Source organism: Trujillonella humicola, from assembly GCF_046233715.1.
Taxonomy (GTDB): Bacteria; Actinomycetota; Actinomycetes; order Mycobacteriales; family Geodermatophilaceae; genus Trujillonella; species Trujillonella humicola.
The window spans coordinates 25,988-41,396 of the sequence record NZ_JBJNRJ010000006.1 but is presented as its reverse complement, the minus strand read 5'-3'; the positions used below and the strand labels follow the sequence as shown (position 1 = coordinate 41,396).

Annotated in this window: 14 protein-coding genes and 1 tRNA gene; 5 read left to right on the top strand and 10 right to left on the bottom strand. The window is 74.9% G+C overall.

The genetic code is table 11. The features are described from left to right. The first annotated feature begins 27 nt into the window (after positions 1-27). Positions 28-564, top strand: coding sequence for a peptidylprolyl isomerase (locus ACK586_RS05125; protein ID WP_409329376.1), 537 nt, complete (start codon positions 28-30; stop codon positions 562-564). 50 nt (positions 565-614) lie between these two features. After that, positions 615-1,469 carry a rhomboid family intramembrane serine protease gene (locus ACK586_RS05120; protein WP_409329375.1) on the top strand — a complete coding sequence of 285 codons (855 nt, stop codon included), beginning with the start codon at positions 615-617 and terminating at the stop codon, positions 1,467-1,469. An 8-nt stretch (positions 1,470-1,477) separates the two neighbouring features. On the opposite strand, the gene ACK586_RS05115 is transcribed toward ACK586_RS05120, so the two are convergent. Together ACK586_RS05115 and crgA are read right to left on the bottom strand one after the other, a co-directional pair. Then, positions 1,478-1,885, bottom strand: coding sequence for a PH domain-containing protein (locus ACK586_RS05115; protein ID WP_409329374.1), 408 nt, complete (start codon positions 1,883-1,885; stop codon positions 1,478-1,480). Between the two features lie 442 nt (positions 1,886-2,327). Next, on the bottom strand, positions 2,328-2,597 hold the full coding sequence (gene crgA / locus ACK586_RS05110) for a cell division protein CrgA (RefSeq protein ID WP_409329373.1): 270 nt from the start codon (positions 2,595-2,597) through the stop codon (positions 2,328-2,330). A gap of 147 nt (positions 2,598-2,744) precedes the next feature. Between crgA and ACK586_RS05105 the strand changes: the two genes are divergently transcribed. Continuing rightward, positions 2,745-3,545 carry a DUF881 domain-containing protein gene (locus tag ACK586_RS05105; protein WP_409329372.1) on the top strand — a complete coding sequence of 267 codons (801 nt, stop codon included), beginning with the start codon at positions 2,745-2,747 and terminating at the stop codon, positions 3,543-3,545. 37 nt (positions 3,546-3,582) lie between these two features. Further along, complete coding sequence (locus tag ACK586_RS05100) at positions 3,583-4,233, top strand: aminodeoxychorismate/anthranilate synthase component II (RefSeq protein ID WP_409329371.1); 651 nt, start codon at positions 3,583-3,585, stop codon at positions 4,231-4,233. Between the two features lie 64 nt (positions 4,234-4,297). On the opposite strand, the gene pknB is transcribed toward ACK586_RS05100, so the two are convergent. The 7 genes from pknB to ACK586_RS05065 all read right to left on the bottom strand — a co-directional run bounded on the left by pknB (position 4,298) and on the right by ACK586_RS05065 (position 13,774). Then, positions 4,298-6,235 (bottom strand): Stk1 family PASTA domain-containing Ser/Thr kinase, encoded by a 1,938-nt coding sequence (gene pknB / locus ACK586_RS05095; protein ID WP_409329370.1) that lies wholly within the window; start codon positions 6,233-6,235, stop codon positions 4,298-4,300. A 109-nt stretch (positions 6,236-6,344) separates the two neighbouring features. After that, positions 6,345-8,141: a serine/threonine-protein kinase gene (locus ACK586_RS05090; protein ID WP_409329369.1), complete on the bottom strand. Its 1,797-nt coding sequence runs from the start codon at positions 8,139-8,141 to the stop codon at positions 6,345-6,347. Continuing rightward, positions 8,141-9,580: a peptidoglycan D,D-transpeptidase FtsI family protein gene (locus ACK586_RS05085; protein ID WP_409329368.1), complete on the bottom strand. Its 1,440-nt coding sequence runs from the start codon at positions 9,578-9,580 to the stop codon at positions 8,141-8,143. Before ACK586_RS05085 ends, ACK586_RS05090 begins: the two co-directional genes overlap by 1 nt. Next, positions 9,577-11,013, bottom strand: coding sequence for an FtsW/RodA/SpoVE family cell cycle protein (locus ACK586_RS05080; RefSeq protein WP_409329367.1), 1,437 nt, complete (start codon positions 11,011-11,013; stop codon positions 9,577-9,579). Before ACK586_RS05080 ends, ACK586_RS05085 begins: the two co-directional genes overlap by 4 nt. Then, the gene (locus tag ACK586_RS05075) at positions 11,013-12,422 is read right to left on the bottom strand and encodes a PP2C family protein-serine/threonine phosphatase (protein WP_409329366.1); all 1,410 of its coding nucleotides are present in this window, start codon (positions 12,420-12,422) and stop codon (positions 11,013-11,015) included. Before ACK586_RS05075 ends, ACK586_RS05080 begins: the two co-directional genes overlap by 1 nt. Positions 12,423-12,450: 28 nt before the next feature. After that, a complete protein-coding gene (locus ACK586_RS05070; protein WP_409329365.1) occupies positions 12,451-12,912 on the bottom strand; it encodes an FHA domain-containing protein FhaB/FipA in 462 nt (153 codons plus the stop codon). Positions 12,913-12,946: 34 nt separating this feature from the next. Further along, positions 12,947-13,774, bottom strand: coding sequence for an FHA domain-containing protein (locus ACK586_RS05065; protein ID WP_409329364.1), 828 nt, complete (start codon positions 13,772-13,774; stop codon positions 12,947-12,949). 155 nt (positions 13,775-13,929) lie between these two features. Here ACK586_RS05065 and ACK586_RS05060 point away from each other — a divergent pair. Beyond that, positions 13,930-14,012 (top strand) — tRNA-Leu (locus ACK586_RS05060). Between the two features lie 80 nt (positions 14,013-14,092). On the opposite strand, the gene ACK586_RS05055 is transcribed toward ACK586_RS05060, so the two are convergent. Next, positions 14,093-15,376, bottom strand: a complete 1,284-nt coding sequence (locus ACK586_RS05055) for a saccharopine dehydrogenase family protein (protein ID WP_409329467.1) — start codon at positions 15,374-15,376, stop codon at positions 14,093-14,095. Positions 15,377-15,409 lie beyond the last annotated feature (33 nt).

Here is a 15,409-nt window from a genome sequence, read left to right as displayed (position 1 = left end):
CGGGCGGAGCGGTGGGAGAGTGGAGTCGTGACCGAAGCGACCTCTCCCGCCCGGCGTGCCGTGCTGCACACCAACCACGGTGACATCACCGTCGACCTGTTCCCCGACCACGCGCCCAAGACCGTGGCCAACTTCGCCGACCTCGCCGAGGGCCGGCGCGAGTGGACCCACCCGGCGACCCGCGAGAAGACGACCGACCGGCTCTACGACGGCACGATCTTCCACCGCGTGATCTCCGGCTTCATGATCCAGGGCGGCGACCCGCTGGGGCAGGGCTTCGGCGGCCCGGGCTACCAGTTCGGTGACGAGTTCCACCCGGAGCTCACCTTCAGCAAGCCCTACCTGCTGGCCATGGCCAACGCCGGCCCCGGCACGAACGGCTCCCAGTTCTTCATCACGGTGGGCCCGACCCCGCACCTGAACCGCAAGCACACGATCTTCGGCGAGGTGGCCGACCAGGCCGGCCGCGACGTCGTCGACCGGATCGCCACCGTGGCGACCGGCCGGCAGGACCGCCCCGTCGAGGACGTCGTCATCGAGTCGGTCGAGGTGCAGCGCAGCTGACCCAGCCACCCGTGCCCGGAGGCGCGGGCCGGGGCGAGGAGCCCCCGCCCGTGCCTCCGGCGGCCACCTGCTACCGGCACCCCGACCGGGCCACCGGCGTCTCCTGCGTCCGGTGCGGCCGGCCCATCTGCCCGGAGTGCATGACGTCGGCCTCGGTGGGCTTCCAGTGCCCCGAGTGCCTCCGTGCCGGGCAGGCCTCGGTGCGCGCTCCCCGCCGGGCGCCGGCCACCCGCACCGCGGGGCGGCGCTGGGGCGCCGTCACCCTCTCGCTGATCGCGCTCAACGTCGCGGTCTTCGTCGCCACGGCGATCTCGGCCGGGCTCGACCGGATCGACCCGTTCGACAACTACCGCTCCGACCTCTTCGCCGACCTGCAGCTGGCGCCGGTCCTGGTGCAGCTGGGCGGCGAGGACTGGCGGCTGATCACCTCGGCGTTCCTGCACATCGGCATCACGCACCTGGCGCTCAACATGCTCGCCCTGCTGCTGTTCGGCTCGGAGCTCGAGCGCGCGTTCGGCCGCTGGCGCTACCTCGCGGTGTACCTGCTGGCCGCGCTCGGCGGATCGGTCGCGGTCCTGCTCTTCGGCGATCCGCTCGTCCCCGTCGCCGGCGCGTCGGGCGCGATCTGGGGTCTCATGGGCGCGTTCGCGGTGCTGGCGGTGACCCAGCGGGGCGACGTCCGCGGCATCGTCACCCTGCTGGTCCTCAACCTGGCCATCAGCGTGCTCGTCCCGGGCATCTCGCTGCTGGGCCACCTCGGCGGGCTCGTCGCCGGGCTCCTGGCCGCCGGCGTCGTCGTCCTCGCCCGCCGGCGGACCGAGCTGCAGGTCCTGGGCCTGCTGCTGCTGACCGCCGTCCTGGCCGTCACCGCCCTGACGGCGACGGCACCGCTCACCGTCCTGTAGGGCTGCGCTCAGGCCGGGCGACCGGCCTCCAGCGCCCGCGCGACGTCCCCGGGGTCCGCGCCGAGCTCCCAGCGGCTCAGCAGGACCAGGTCACCGGCCTCGTCCGGCCCGCGCGCCGTGTCCAGCTCGAGCAGCCGCGACCGCAGCCCCCAGCGGCGGGTGTCCCGGACCCGCACGCGCAGCGCCGCCCACGGCAGCTCCCGGCGTCCGCCCAGCCCGCGGACGACGACGCCGGCGGGCGAGGTGGAGACCCGGGGGCGCAGCAGCGCGGCGCGGCCGGCCAGCACGAGCAGGAGCAGCGCGGCCGCGCCGACGAGCACCTGTCCGACCGGGTCGAGCAGCACGGCGGACGCGCCCAGGACGATCCCCGATCCCGCCAGCGCGGCGACGGTCCCCGGGCGTGCCGACCACTCCACGTCCCCAGCCTCCCGCACCTGGGTCACGACGGGCCGTCCGGGTGTGCCCGGCGGGCGCCCGGGGTAGTGCTCCGCCGCAGGTCAGCGGCCCGCCGGGCTCGCCATGTCGACTTCTCCACAGCTGGGTACACAGCTGGGGACAGAAGCACAGGGGTGTAGTTACGCCTGCGTCCTCCTCGTCACATCCGTCCCATCGCGGTGGAAATCGCAGGTCAGCGGCGCGCAGTCGAACATGCGTACTCCACATGCGGTGGACAACCCTGGGTATCCAGCGCCGAGTCGACCTGTGGACAACCCGGGCCGCTGTGCACACGTCCCCGGACCCGCGGGGCGTGCAGAAGCAGCGAGGCCCCCGTCCCCGGTGGGGACGAGGGCCTCGGCCGCGGCCCCGTCCAGAGGCTCACCCCGAGCGAGCGAGGGGTGAGGCGGACGGGGTCCTTCTTCAGCGCCAGCGCATCGACATGATCAGGCCGGCCACCATCGCGCCGAAGCCGATCGCGAAGTTCCAGGCGCCCAGGTCGACCATGAACGGGATGTCCTCGCCGGCCACGTAGTAGACGACGATCCACAGCAGGCCGATGAGCATCAGCCCCACCATGAGCGGGGCGTACCAGCGCGGGCTGGGCGCGGCGGCGCGGGAGGCGGAGCCGGGCTGCAAGACCGACGGGGGTGGTGTGTAGACCGACTTCTTGCGCACCTTGGACTTCGGCACCGCTGCTGCTCCCTCCGGGCACCGGCCGGCGTCCACCGGCCGGATCTGTCCCCAGCCTAAGCTCCGGGGGGCGGATGATGGGCCACCGACGCCGGTGACCCGCCCCCCGCGGGGAGCCCGCCCCGCCCGCCGCGCCAGGAGGTGCCCGTGCTCCGCGACCGCCTCTCCGCCGTCCGTGGCGCGCCCGGCGGCCGCCGGCCGGTCCGGTCGTGGCGTCCGGGCCGGCGCACGGCCTGGGTGGCGCTGGTGCCGGTGGTGGCGCTGGCCGCCGGCCTGCTGTTCGCCACCTCCGGGCAGACCGCGCGGGGGACCGACCTGCGCGGCGGGGAGATCATCGAGCTCTCCGGGCTGATCGCCCAGCGCCGCGCGGCGCTGGCCGAGCAGTCCGCCGAGGCCGAGCAGTTGCAGGCCCGGGTGGACCGGCTGATCGACCAGGTGGCCACCCGCGAGACGGCGGTGGCCGACGCGCAGGGGGACGCGCAGGGGCAGATGCTGTCGGCCGGCATGGTGGCGCTCACCGGGGCCGGTGTGCGGATCGTGCTCGACGACGCCCCGCGCCGGCCGGACGGCTCGCTGCCCAACGGCGCCCGCCCGGACGACGTCGTCATCCACCAGTCCGACGTGCAGGCCGTGGTCAACGCGCTGTGGGCGGGCGGGGCCGACGGCGTGGCGATCATGGACCAGCGGCTCATCGCCACGAGCGCCGTCCGCTGCGTGGGCAACGTGCTGCTGCTCGAGGGGCGGACGTACTCGCCGCCGTTCGTGATCACCGCGATCGGGGACCAGCAGGCGTTCGTCGACCAGCTGGCGGCCTCACCCCAGGTCGGCGTGTTCCAGGACGCGGTGGCCGCGTTCGGGCTCACCTTCTCCGTGCGCGGATCGGACACGATCGAGCTCCCCGCCCACAGCGGCACCCCGGTCATGGCGCACGCCACCCCGGTCCGCTGAGGTCCCGGGCGCCGCCGCCCGCTGGTACACAGGAGCCGTGAGCAGGCCGGTCCTCGTCGTCGACAACTTCGACAGCTTCGTCTACAACCTCGTCCAGTACCTGGGGCAGCTCGGGGTGCGCTGCATCGTGCGGCGCAACGACGCGGTGACCGTCGACGAGCTGGCCGGCCTCGACGTCGCCGGGGTCCTGCTGTCCCCGGGCCCGGGCACCCCCGCCGACGCGGGCGTGACGGTGCCGATGGTGCGGGCCGCCGCGCAGGCCGGCACGCCGGTGCTGGGCGTCTGCCTGGGGCACCAGGCCGTCGCCGAGGCCTTCGGTGCCGAGGTCGTGCGCGCGCCGGAGCTGCTGCACGGCAAGACCAGCGAGGTGCTGCACGACGGCGTCGGCGTCCTCTCCGGGCTCCCCTCGCCCTTCACCGCCACGCGCTACCACTCGCTGGCCGTCGACCGCGCCACCGTGCCCGACGAGCTCGAGGTCACCGGGCACACCCCGTCGGGCATCGTCATGGCCCTGCGCCACCGCGAGCTGCCGATCGAGGGCGTCCAGTTCCACCCGGAGTCGGTGCTCACCGAGGGCGGGCACCAGATGCTCGCCACGTGGCTCGCGGCCTGCGGCCAGGCGCCCGATCCCGCCCTCGTCGAGGCGGCCGCCGCCGGCGCCCGCCGGCTGTCGACCGTCAGCGCCTGACCCGGAGACGCAGCGAGGGCCCCACCCGACCGGGTGGGGCCCTCGCTGCGTCCTGGCCGGCGGGTCAGCCGCCGCCGTTGCCGCCCCCGGGCGGCGTCGTCGCGCCGCCGCCACCGCCACCGGGGGCGCGGCCGACGGTGATGGTGACCGTGCTCCCCGGCTCGGCCTGGGCCGACGGCGACGGGCTCTGCGCGATGACGATCCCGACGTCCGCCTGGTCGCTGTCCCGCTGCTCGACGCGCACGTCGAAGCCGGCCGACCGGAGCGTGGCCTCGGCGGCCTGCTGGGGCTGGTCGACCACGTTCGGCACGGCGACGGTCTCGGGCTCGGCGGGACCGGTGGACACCCGCAGGACGATCTCGCTCTCCGCGGTGGCCTGCGTCCCGGCCCCGGGCGTCGTGCCGAGCACGCTGCCCGCGGGGGCGGCGTCCTCGACCTGCTCGACGGTGATGTTGGTGAAACCGGCGCCGCGCAGGGTCTGCGTGGCGGCGGCCTGGTCACCGGAGACCGCCGGGATCGGCGCGTCGCCGTCGGACACCGACAGGGTCACCGTCGTGTCGGGGGCGACCTGCCGGCCGACGGTGGGGTCGACGGCGACGACGGTGCCCTCGGGCGCCAGGGCGTCGACCTCGTCCCGGTTCACGTTCCCCGTGAAACCGGCGTTCTCGAGCAGCGTCCGGGCGGCGTCCTCGGTCTGGTTGACCACCGGCGGCACGGTCACGGTGTCGGGGCCGACGCCGACGACCAGGTCGACCTCGCTGCCCTCCTCGACCTCCGCGCCGCTGCCGGGGGTGGTGCTCTGGACCAGGCCCACCTGCGCCTCGTCGGAGACCTCCTGCGTGGTCACCTCGTCGACGACCAGCCCGGCCTCCTCGATGGCGGCCCGGGCGTCGGCCTCGGTCAGGCCCACCAGGTTCGCCGGCACCGTCACGGTCGCGGTGGTCGGCGGCGGGTCCTCGTCCTCGCCGCCCAGGGCGAGGGCGATCCCGACGACGGCGGCGACGAGCACCAGCGCACCGACGACGGCGGCGATGATCCGGTTCCGCTTGCGGCGGCGGGCGGCCTCGTCGTCGTCCCAGTCGTCGGCGCCGGAGCCCGGCGGGACCGCGCCGATGACGGCGGTGCGCTCGGCGGCCCCCATGACCGGGGTGGCCTCGACCTGCTGCCCGGCGAGGGCCCGGAGCAGGTCGTTGCGCATCTCGGCGGCCGACTGGTAGCGGTTGGCCGGGTTCTTGCTCATGGCCTTGAGCAGGATCGAGTCCAGCTCCGGCGGGATGGCCGGGTTGATCGACGACGGCAGCCGCGGGTCCTCGCGGACGTGCTGGTAGGCCACCGACACCGGGGAGTCGCCGGTGAACGGCGGCGCCCCGGTGACCAGTTCGTAGAGCAGGCAGCCGAGGGAGTAGACGTCCGAGCGGGCGTCGACGCCCTCACCCCGGGCCTGCTCCGGGGAGAGGTACTGGGCGGTGCCGATGACGGCGGCCGTGGAGGTCATCGTGGCCGCGGAGTCCGAGACCGCCCGGGCGATGCCGAAGTCCATCACCTTGACCGAGCCGGCCGGCGTGATCATCACGTTCCCCGGCTTCACGTCCCGGTGGACGATGCCGTTGCGGTGGCTGAAGTCCAGGGCGCCGCAGATGTCGGCGGACAGGCTCATCGCCCGCTCCGGGGGGAGAACGCCCTCCCGGCGCAGCACGTCGCGCAGGGTCTCGCCCTCGACGTACTCCATGACGATGTACGGGGTGTTCCCCGTGGGCCCGCGGTCCTCGCCGGTGTCGTAGACGGCGACGATCGCCGGGTGGTTCAGCGACGCGGCGGCCTGGGCCTCGCGGCGGAACCGGACCTGGAAGGACGGGTCGCGGGCCAGGTCGTGGCGCAGCACCTTGACGGCGACCTCGCGGCCGAGCCGCAGGTCCCGGCCGCGGTGCACCTCGGCCATGCCGCCGCGGCCGAGCACCCCGCCGATCTCGTAGCGCTCACCGAGCACCTGGGGGGTGGTCATCGACGGTCCTCTCGGGCGGGGCAGGGGAGGAGCCCGCGCCTCTGGACGGGCCCGCCGGGGAGCGTATCCAGCGGTCCGGAGCGGTTCGGGACGGCGCGAGCGGGGTCCCTCACCCCGCCGCACCCTGCGCCACAGGGGAACCGGCAGCCCCGGCGTCGCCCGGCGGCGGCTCCTCGCTGGCCGGCGGTGGCGGGAGGGTGGTCCCCGGCTGGGTGGTGGGCGAGGTCGGGGCGGTCGGTGTGGTCGGCGTGGTCGGTGTGGTGGCGGTGGTCGGCACGGTGGTCGTCGGCGGCGGTGGGGCCGGGCTGCTGGGGGTCGGCGCCGCGCTGGTCGCCGGTGGTGCGCCGCCGCCCTCCTCCGCGCCTCCGCCGCCGGTCTCGCCGCCTCCCCCGCCGGTGCCGGGCGCCGGGGGTGCGTAGCCCTCCGCGGCGACGTAGAGGGTGATCGGGGTGTCGGCGGCGAGCCGGCCCCCGGCCGGGGCGACGGCGGCGACCTCGCCGGCCGCGAGCGCGGCACCGTAGCCGGCCAGCTGGTCGGCCGACGCGTCCTCCCGGGCGACGGCGGTGAACCCGCGCGCCTCCAGCTCCGCGGCGACCTCGTCGGCGTCCCGGCCGAGCAGGGCGGCCGGGTCGAACGCGAGCTGGGCCGCCGACGCCGGTCCCGTGTCCGGCGCCGAGGCGGGCGCGCTGGTGCGGGCGGTCGTGCCGCCGCCGCCGGCGTCCTCGCCGCCGAAGAGGATCCAGGCCAGCCCGGCCAGCACGGCGACCAGCGCCAGGGCCGCGAGCAGCCACAGCCGGCGGCGTCCGCGGCCGGCGGGGGCGCCGTCCGGCGCGTCGCCGTCCCAGGCGTCGGACCCGGTGGGCGGGCCCTGCAGCGGCGGCATCGGGCGCGCCGCGGTGTGCGCGCCGGTGGCGCCCGCGGCGGCCACCGGCGCGGCGTCGAGGACCTGCGTCGTCGGCTCGTCCCCACCCGCCGGGTGCCCGGCCGTCGCGTCCTCGGGCATGTCCACGACCTGCGTGGCCGCAGCGGCGGCTGCGACCCCCGTACCTGGCGGCAGCCCGTCGCCGACGGCGGCGGCCACCGCGCGGATGGCCGCGGCGAAGGCCGCGCCGTCGGTGAACCGGTCGCCGGGGTCCTTCTGCAGTGCCCGCTCCAGCAGCTGCCGGACGGCGCGCGGCACGTCACCCGGCAGCGGCGGGGGCGGCCGGTTGATGTGCGCGAGGGCGATGGCGACCTGCGAGGTGCCGTCGAAGGGCCGGGAGCCGGTGAGGCACTCGTAGCCGACGACGCCGAGGCTGTACACGTCGGAGGCGGAGGTGACCTCGAAGCCCTGGGCCTGCTCGGGGGAGAGGTACTGGGCGGTGCCGACGACCATTCCGGTGCGGGTCAGCGGCGTGGCGTCGCGGGCGCGGGCGATGCCGAAGTCGGTCAGCTTCACCACGCCGTCGGGGCGCACGATGAGGTTGCCGGGCTTGATGTCGCGGTGGACGACGCCCGCGGCGTGGGCGGCGGACAGGCCGTCGGCGGACTGGCCGAGGACGTGCAGCGTCCAGTCGACCGGGAGCCGGCCCTCCTCGTGCAGGATCGTTACCAGCGGCTGGCCCTCGACCAGCTCCATGACGAGGAACGCCAGCCGCTGGCCGGGGTTGCGCTCGTCGTCGGCCTCGCCGTAGTCGTAGACCGAGGCGATGTTCGGGTGCGACAACGCCGCGGTGTGCCGCGCCTCGTTGCGGAACCGGGCCACGAAGCTCGGGTCGCCGGTGAACTCGCTGCGCAGCACCTTGGCGGCGACCTCGCGGTCGAGCACCCGGTCGCGCGCCCGCCACACCTCCCCCATGCCGCCGGTGGCGATGGGGGACGTGATCTCGTACCGCCCGGCGAGGACGGTGCCGGTGGACAGCGCCATCAGCCCTCCCCGGCCAGGTGGGCCTGCATCACCTGGCGGGCGATCGGCGCGGACACGTCGCCTCCCGTACCCCCGCCGTTGGCCACGAAGACCGCCACGGCGATCTGCGGGTCGTCCGCCGGGGCGAAGCCGATGAACCAGTTGTGGTCGGGGCCGGCGTTCTCCGCGGTCCCCGTCTTGCCCGCGACGTCGATGCCGCTGATGCGGGCGGCGCGACCGCTCCCGTTGGCGACGACGCTGACCATCATCTCGGTCAGCTGGTCGGCCACCTCCGGGCTGACCGCCTCGGAGAGCTCGTCGGGGTCCGTCTGCTCGATGACCCGCAGGTCGGGCGCGCGCAGCTGGTCGACGAGGTACGGCGCCATCAGGGTGCCGTCGTTGGCGACCGCGGCGGCCACCATGGCGGCCTGCAGCGGGGTCATCCGGACGTCCTGCTGGCCGATCGAGCTCACGCCGAGCTGGGCGTCGTTCTCCGGGTCACCCACCGAGCTGCCCACCGTCGGCATCGGGATCTGCAGCCCCTCGCCGTCCATGCCGAACGCCTCGGCGGCCTCCCGGATCCGGTCCTCGCCGAGCTCGATGCCCAGCAGCGCGAACGCCGTGTTGCAGGAGATCGTCAGCGCGTCGATGAGCGGCTGCTCGCCGCCGGCGCTGCACCGCGAGCCGCCGAAGTTCTGCAGCGTGGTGGACGTGCCGGGCAGGGTGAGCACGTCGGGCGCGGGGATCACCGTGTCGGGGGTGTAGTCGCCGGTGGACAGGGCCGCCGCCGACACGACCACCTTGAAGACCGAGCCGGGCGGGTAGTTGTCCCGGATCGCCCGGTTCAGGCGCGGGTCCCGCTCGGCGGCCTCGAGCTGGGCGGCGTAGTCGCGGACGGCCGCGCCGTCGTGGCTGGACAGCAGGTTGGGGTCGTAGGTCGGCGTGCTCGCCAGGGCCAGGACGGCGCCGGTGGAGGGGTCGAGCGCGACGACGGCGCCGGTGACGCCCTCCAGGCCGGCCATCGCGGCCTCCTGGACGGCGGGGTCCAGGGTGAGGACGACGTCCCCGCCGGAGGGGTCGCGTCCGGTGAAGATGTCGCTGAGCCGCTGGGTGAGCAACCGGGCGTCGTCGCCGGTGAGCACGTCGTTCTCGGCCCGCTCGATGCCGCTGGCGCCGTAGAGGTAGGAGTAGTAGCCGGTGACGCCCGCGTACAGCGGACCCTGCGGGTACTGGCGCAGGAACGTCAGGTCGCCGCCGGTCTCCACCGACAGGGCGATCTCGTTCCCGGCGACGACGATCGAGCCGCGCTGGCGCCCGTACTCCTCGATGATCACCCGGCGGTTGCCGGCATCGGAGCGCAGCTCGTCGGAGCGGACGACCTGGATGTAGTTGACGTTGACGATCAGCAGGGTGAACAGCACGAGCACGCTGATCGCCACCCGGCGCAGCGGGGCGTTCACGGCCGGACCACCTCGGTCGGGGCGTCGACGAAGGTGGCGCGGGCCGGCGCCCCCGGGGGCGCCGGCGGGGCGGCCGGGCGGCGGGCGGCGTCGCTGATCCGCACGAGGACGGCCAGCAGCGCGAAGTTCGCCACGAGCGACGAGCCGCCGTAGGCGACGAACGGCGTGGTCAGGCCGGTCAGCGGGAGCAGCCCGGTCACGCCGCCGAGGACGACGAACACCTGCCAGGCGATCGCGAAGGCCAGGCCGGCGGCCAGCAGCTTGCCGAACGCGTCCCGGACGATCAGCGAGCTTCGCAGGCCGCGCTCGACGAGCACCAGGTACAGGAGGATGACCGCCACCAGGCCGAACAGGCCGAGCTCCTCGCCGATCGCGGCGGCGATGAAGTCGCTCTTGGCCACCGGCACCTCGTCGGGGCGGCCCCCGCCCAGGCCGGCGCCGAAGAGCCCGCCGGTGCCGAGCCCGAACAGCGACTGGACCATCTGGTAGCCGCCGGTGTCGCGGTAGGCGAACGGGTCGATCCAGGTGTCGACGCGCACCCGTACGTGCCCGAACAGCTGGTAGGCCAGGAACGCCCCGGCGCCGAACAGCCCGACGCCGATGACCAGCCAGCTGGACCGCTCCGTGGCGATGTAGAGCATGACGACGAAGATCCCGAACAGCAGCAGCGAGCTGCCCAGGTCGCGCTGGAAGACGAGGACGAGGATCGACATCATCCACACGACCAGCACGGGGCCCAGGTCGCGGCCGCGGGGGAGCTCGAGGCCCATCACCCGCCGGCTGGCCAGGGCGAGGACGTCGCGCTTGTCCACGAGGTAGGCGGCGAAGAAGACGATCAGCAGGATCTTCGCGAACTCGCCCGGCTGGATGCTGAACCCGGCGACGCGGATCCAGATCTTGGCGCCGTTCACCTCGGAGATCGACGCGGGCAGCACCGCGGGCAGGGCGAGCAGCGCCAGGCCGACCAGACCGAGGGTGTAGGCCAGCCGCGAGAGCAGCCGGTGGTCGCGCACGACGACGAGGACGGCGACGAACAGGACCACGCCGAGGGTGGCCCACACCAGCTGGACCGGCGCGTCCTCGCGGGTGACGGTGGACCCGACCTGGTCGGCGGCCAGGTCGAGCCGGTGGATCATGGTCAGCCCGAGGCCGGAGAGCAGCGCCACGGCGGGCAGCAGCAGGGGGTCGGCGTAGGGCGCGAACCGGCGCACCACCACGTGCATGACGGCCCACAGGGCGGTGAACCAGCCGCCGAACGCGGCCAGCTCCGGCCGCAGCGCGCCGGTCAGGGTGATGTCGACGATCGACTGGGCGGCGAGCGTGATGAGGACGGCGAAGCCGAGCATCGCCAGCTCGGTCCCCCGCCGCGTCGGCGTCGTGCCGGAGGCGCCGCCCGATCCGGCCGACCGGGGGTCGGTGGTCGGGCCGGCCATCACTCCGCCTCCCGGCAGTCCCGTCCCGGTTCGGACGACGGGGAGGTCCGCGAGGGCGTGGGCGTGGCGGACGTCGGCGCGCCGGGGGTGGCCAGGGACTCGCCCGGACCGGTCGGGGCGGCGCCGGGGTCCCCGGGGAGGGGCGACGGGGCCGCCGTCGTGGTGGGCGCCGTCGTCGGCGTCGCGCTCGACGTCGGCTCGGGCCGGCACAACGGCAGGGACTGCTCGCGCAGCATCTCGACCCGGTCGTCGGCGGCCGTCCGGTCGTCGACGGTGATCCCGTCGGCCACCTTGGCCCGCAGGTCGGAGCTGAGGTCCGCGACGGCGATCCCGGAGTCGGTCTCCTGCCGGTAGAGGTCCAGGCCGAGGACGGAGGCGTTGATGCCGCGGAAGACGGCGACGGTGTCGCTCTCCTCGTCGACCCCGACGAACCAGTGGTCGAGGACCCAGGCGTAGGCCCCGACCCCGGCGGCGGCCAGCACGACCAGGGCGACCAGCGCGTACCACCAGCGCCGGCGACCGCGGCGGCGGTCCGACGGCGGTGCGGTGCTCACCGGAGCGGGCGGCGGGGGGGCCGGCGGCGGGTCGTGCAGCGCGGCCCGGCCGGCCGCGGAGTTCGGGTCGACGGCGCGCTGGCCGACGTTCGCCCCGGCCGCGCCGTCGACCACCGGCTCGACGAGGGCGCCGGAACCGTCGTCCTCCACCACGTCGGCGACGATCACGGTGATGTTGTCCGGGCCGCCGCTGCGCAGCGCCAGCTCGATGAGCCGGTCGGCGCAGGACTGCGGGTCCGGGTCCTGCAGCGTGGTGGCGATCGTCTCCTCGCTGACCACCCCGGACAGGCCGTCGGAGCACAGCAGGTAGCGGTCGCCGGCCCGGGCCTCGCGCATCGACAGGTCGGGGTCGACGTCCTGCCCGTTGAGCGCACGCAGCAGCAGCGAGCGCTGGGGGTGGTGGTTGGCCTCCTCCTGCGTGATGCGGCCGTCGTCGATCAGCGTCTGCACGAACGTGTCGTCGTGGGTGATCTGGCTCAGCTCGCCGTCGCGCAGCAGGTAGGCGCGCGAGTCGCCGACGTGGCACAGCGCCAGCCGGCCGCCGGCGAACAGGACGGCGGTGAGCGTGGTGCCCATGCCCTCCAGCTGCGGGGACTCCCGGATCACCTCGCGCAGGTGCTCGCTGCCGTCGAACACCGCGGCGCGCAGCGCCTGCAGCATGTCGCTGGGCGGGGCGTCCTCGTCGAGGTGCTCGAGCGCGGCGATGACCACCTTGCTGGCCACGTCGCCGGCCGCGTGACCGCCCATGCCGTCGGCGACCGCGAGCAGGCGCGGGCCGGCGTAGACCGAGTCCTGGTTGTTGCCGCGGACCAGGCCGCGGTCGGACCGGGCTGCGTAGCGCAGCACGAGGCTCATCGGGAGCCGCTCCCGTCGGTGTCGGGGCTCACGACCGCAGCTCCAGGGCGGTCTGGCCGATCCGGATCGGCTGGCCGGGGGCCACGAGCAGCGGCCCCTGCACGCGCTGCTGGTCCAGGAAGGTGCCGTTGGTGGAGCCCAGGTCCTCGACGTACCACTGGCCGCCCCTGTTGGTCAGCCGGGCGTGCCGGGAGCTGGCGAAGTCGTCGGTGAGCACGAGCGTGGAGTCGTCGGCCCGGCCGATGAGGATCGGCTGGTCGCCGAGGGTGATCCGCGTGCCGGCCAGGGGGCCGGCGGTCACCACGAGCGTCTTGGGGCCCTTGCCCTTGCGCCGGCCGGGGACGACGGCGCGCGGGGGAACGGCCGTGACCCGGCCCGCCCGGCCGCCGAACAGGTCGGCGCGGACCACCCGGAACGCGGCGAAGATGAACAACCAGAGCAGCAGCAGGAAGCCGAACCGGAAGATCTGCAGGACGATCTCGGCCGTCACGGCGTCGCCGTCCCGGGTGAACGGTCCAGCCCGCTCACGCGCCGCCGTCCTGCCGGTAGACCAGCACGGAGTGACCGATCCGGATGACGTCGCCGTCGGCCAGCGCCTGACGGGTGATCCGGCGGCCGTTCACCAGGGTGCCGTTGGTGGAGCCCAGGTCCTCGACGTGCGCCGTGCCGCCGTCCAGCACCACGTCGGCGTGCTTGCGGCTGACGCCGGTGTCGGGCAGCCGGATGTCGGCGTCGGTGCCGCGGCCCAGGACGTTGCGGCCGGTGGTCAGCTCGTGCCGGGTCCCCGGTCCGTCGACGACGAGCACGTGCGTCACGCCGGGCTTGGTGCCGGCGCGGCCGACGACGGAGGACGGGTGCTGCCGGCCGGTGTCGGTGGCCATCCGGCCGCGCAGCGGCGGCAGCGGGGGCACGCCCTCGCCGGTGAGCGGGGGGACGCCGGGACCGACGCCGAGGGCATCGGCCCGCGAGGCCGGCCGGGCGGGGTCGGCGACGTGCGACCCCACCTCGAACACGCCGGTGGGCAGCGACTCGTCGAGCTCGAGGCGCACCTGCACCTCGCCGAAGAGCTGGTAGCCCTCGCCGGCGATGTGCTCGGCGACCATGTCGGCGAGCTCGGCGGCCAGCTGCTCGGACCACTCGGCCAGGTTGTCGAAGTCGGCCCGGCCCAGCCGGACGTCGTAGACGTTGGGGGCGAGGACCCGGCCCTCGCCCAGCACCGAGCGCTGCTCGTCGGCCTCCCGGGTCAGGGCCTTGGCGATCTCGGCCGGGTGCACCTTGCCCTTGAACAGCCGGGCGAACGCCAGCCCGACCATCCCCTCCAGCCGCCGCTCGAAGCGCTGCAGCACACCCACAGTCGCTCCTCCAGGCTCGTCCGGCGCCGATGTGCGGTCCACCCGTGATCGTAGCCGTGTGCGCGGCGGGTGACCGGTCAGCGACGCACGCCTCCCCGGCTCCGCACCCCCTGCCGGGGACCGCCGCACCGGACTGCTAATGTCGTCGTGCGTCCGGGCAAGTGGCGGAATGGCAGACGCGCACGGTTCAGGTCCGTGTGTCCGAGAGGACGTGGGGGTTCAACTCCCCCCTTGCCCACCCACTGCGAGAGCCCGCCGGGATCCGGCGGGCTCTCGCTGCGTCCGGGCGCGGCCGCGTCGCTCCTGAGCAGGGGGTGATCAGGCCGCGACGGTCTCGGGCGCGAGGAACTCGTGCCGCGGGACGCCGAGCTCTTCGAGCGCGGCGTAGAACGTCGCAGGCTCGACCCAGTCCTCGGGCGCGACCGCGCCGCGGTGCACGCCCCGTCGGTCGAGCGCGAGTGCGACGAAGGCGGCGAGGCAGGCGCCGGTGACGCGGCTCATCGACGACGCGAACGGCGAGTCCGGTCCGCCCGTGGGAGTGCGGACGATCGCCGTGGCCGGTTCACCGGACCGCACGCCTGTCGCCCGGGCCATCAGCGCTCCCCGGTAGGGCTCGTGCTGGTGACGCAGACCGGCGAGCAGGAACCGTCCGACCTCCTGCGGCGAGCACTCGCCGCGGCGGACCTGGCCGAGCATGCCGGCGATCGCGTACCGCCAGCCGCGCAGCGGAGCGGACTCGTCCCGGAGCACGGCCTGGAACCAGGCGATGGCCTCCGGCATCGTGAGGCGACCGTCGTGGACGGCGAGTGCGATGCCACGGACCAGACCGTTGACCGGCTGGGGGTGCAGGCCACCCATCACCCGGACGGACCGGACGCGGGGGTAGCGCCGCGGCAGGGTGACCACCTCGGGATGGGCCGTCTCGTACAAGCGGTAGTCGCCGAGATCGCCACCCAGCGAGAAGACCTCGGTCGCGGTGAACGCCGGAACGGTCACCGGCCCCCCGTCCCGCCACGTGAGCGTGTCACCGGCGCTGATGTGGAAGGCGTGCTCGAGCACCGCTGCGCCGTAGGGACGGGCGCCCTCGTCGCCGCTCACCCAGCACACGTCGATGGTCTCGACCTCGTCGAGCTGGGCGGCGGCGTCGACGGCCAGCAGGTTCGACATCCCCGGGGACGCACCGCAGCCCACGTGCAACGCCATCCCGGCGTCCTGCGCGGCAGCGTGGAGCGCGAGCGCCTCCTGGGTGCTCTCGATGTCGTCGTCGATGTCGAGGTAGTCCACCCCGAGGTCGACGCAGGCCCGCATGACCGGCGCCGCGGTCCGCAGGTACGGGCCGGCGCCCAGCACGACCAGCGCCGCGCCGGAGATGGCCTCCCTGAGCCGTGCGCCGTCGAACAGATCGATGCGGTCAGCGATCGCCGGCGGGCAGGGCAGGGTCGCCACCAGCGCGTCCAGGCCGCGCGCGTCCACGTCGTACAGCTCGAGGTGGACCTCGTTCCCGGAACCGGCCAGCCAGCGCACGCCGCTGCCGGCCATCTCTCCTGCCGCGCCGAGACCACGACACGAGGTTCGTCCATGATGCCTCCCCGGATGGGGGATGTGTGCGGTGCCTTCTCACCGCCGACCGGAGCC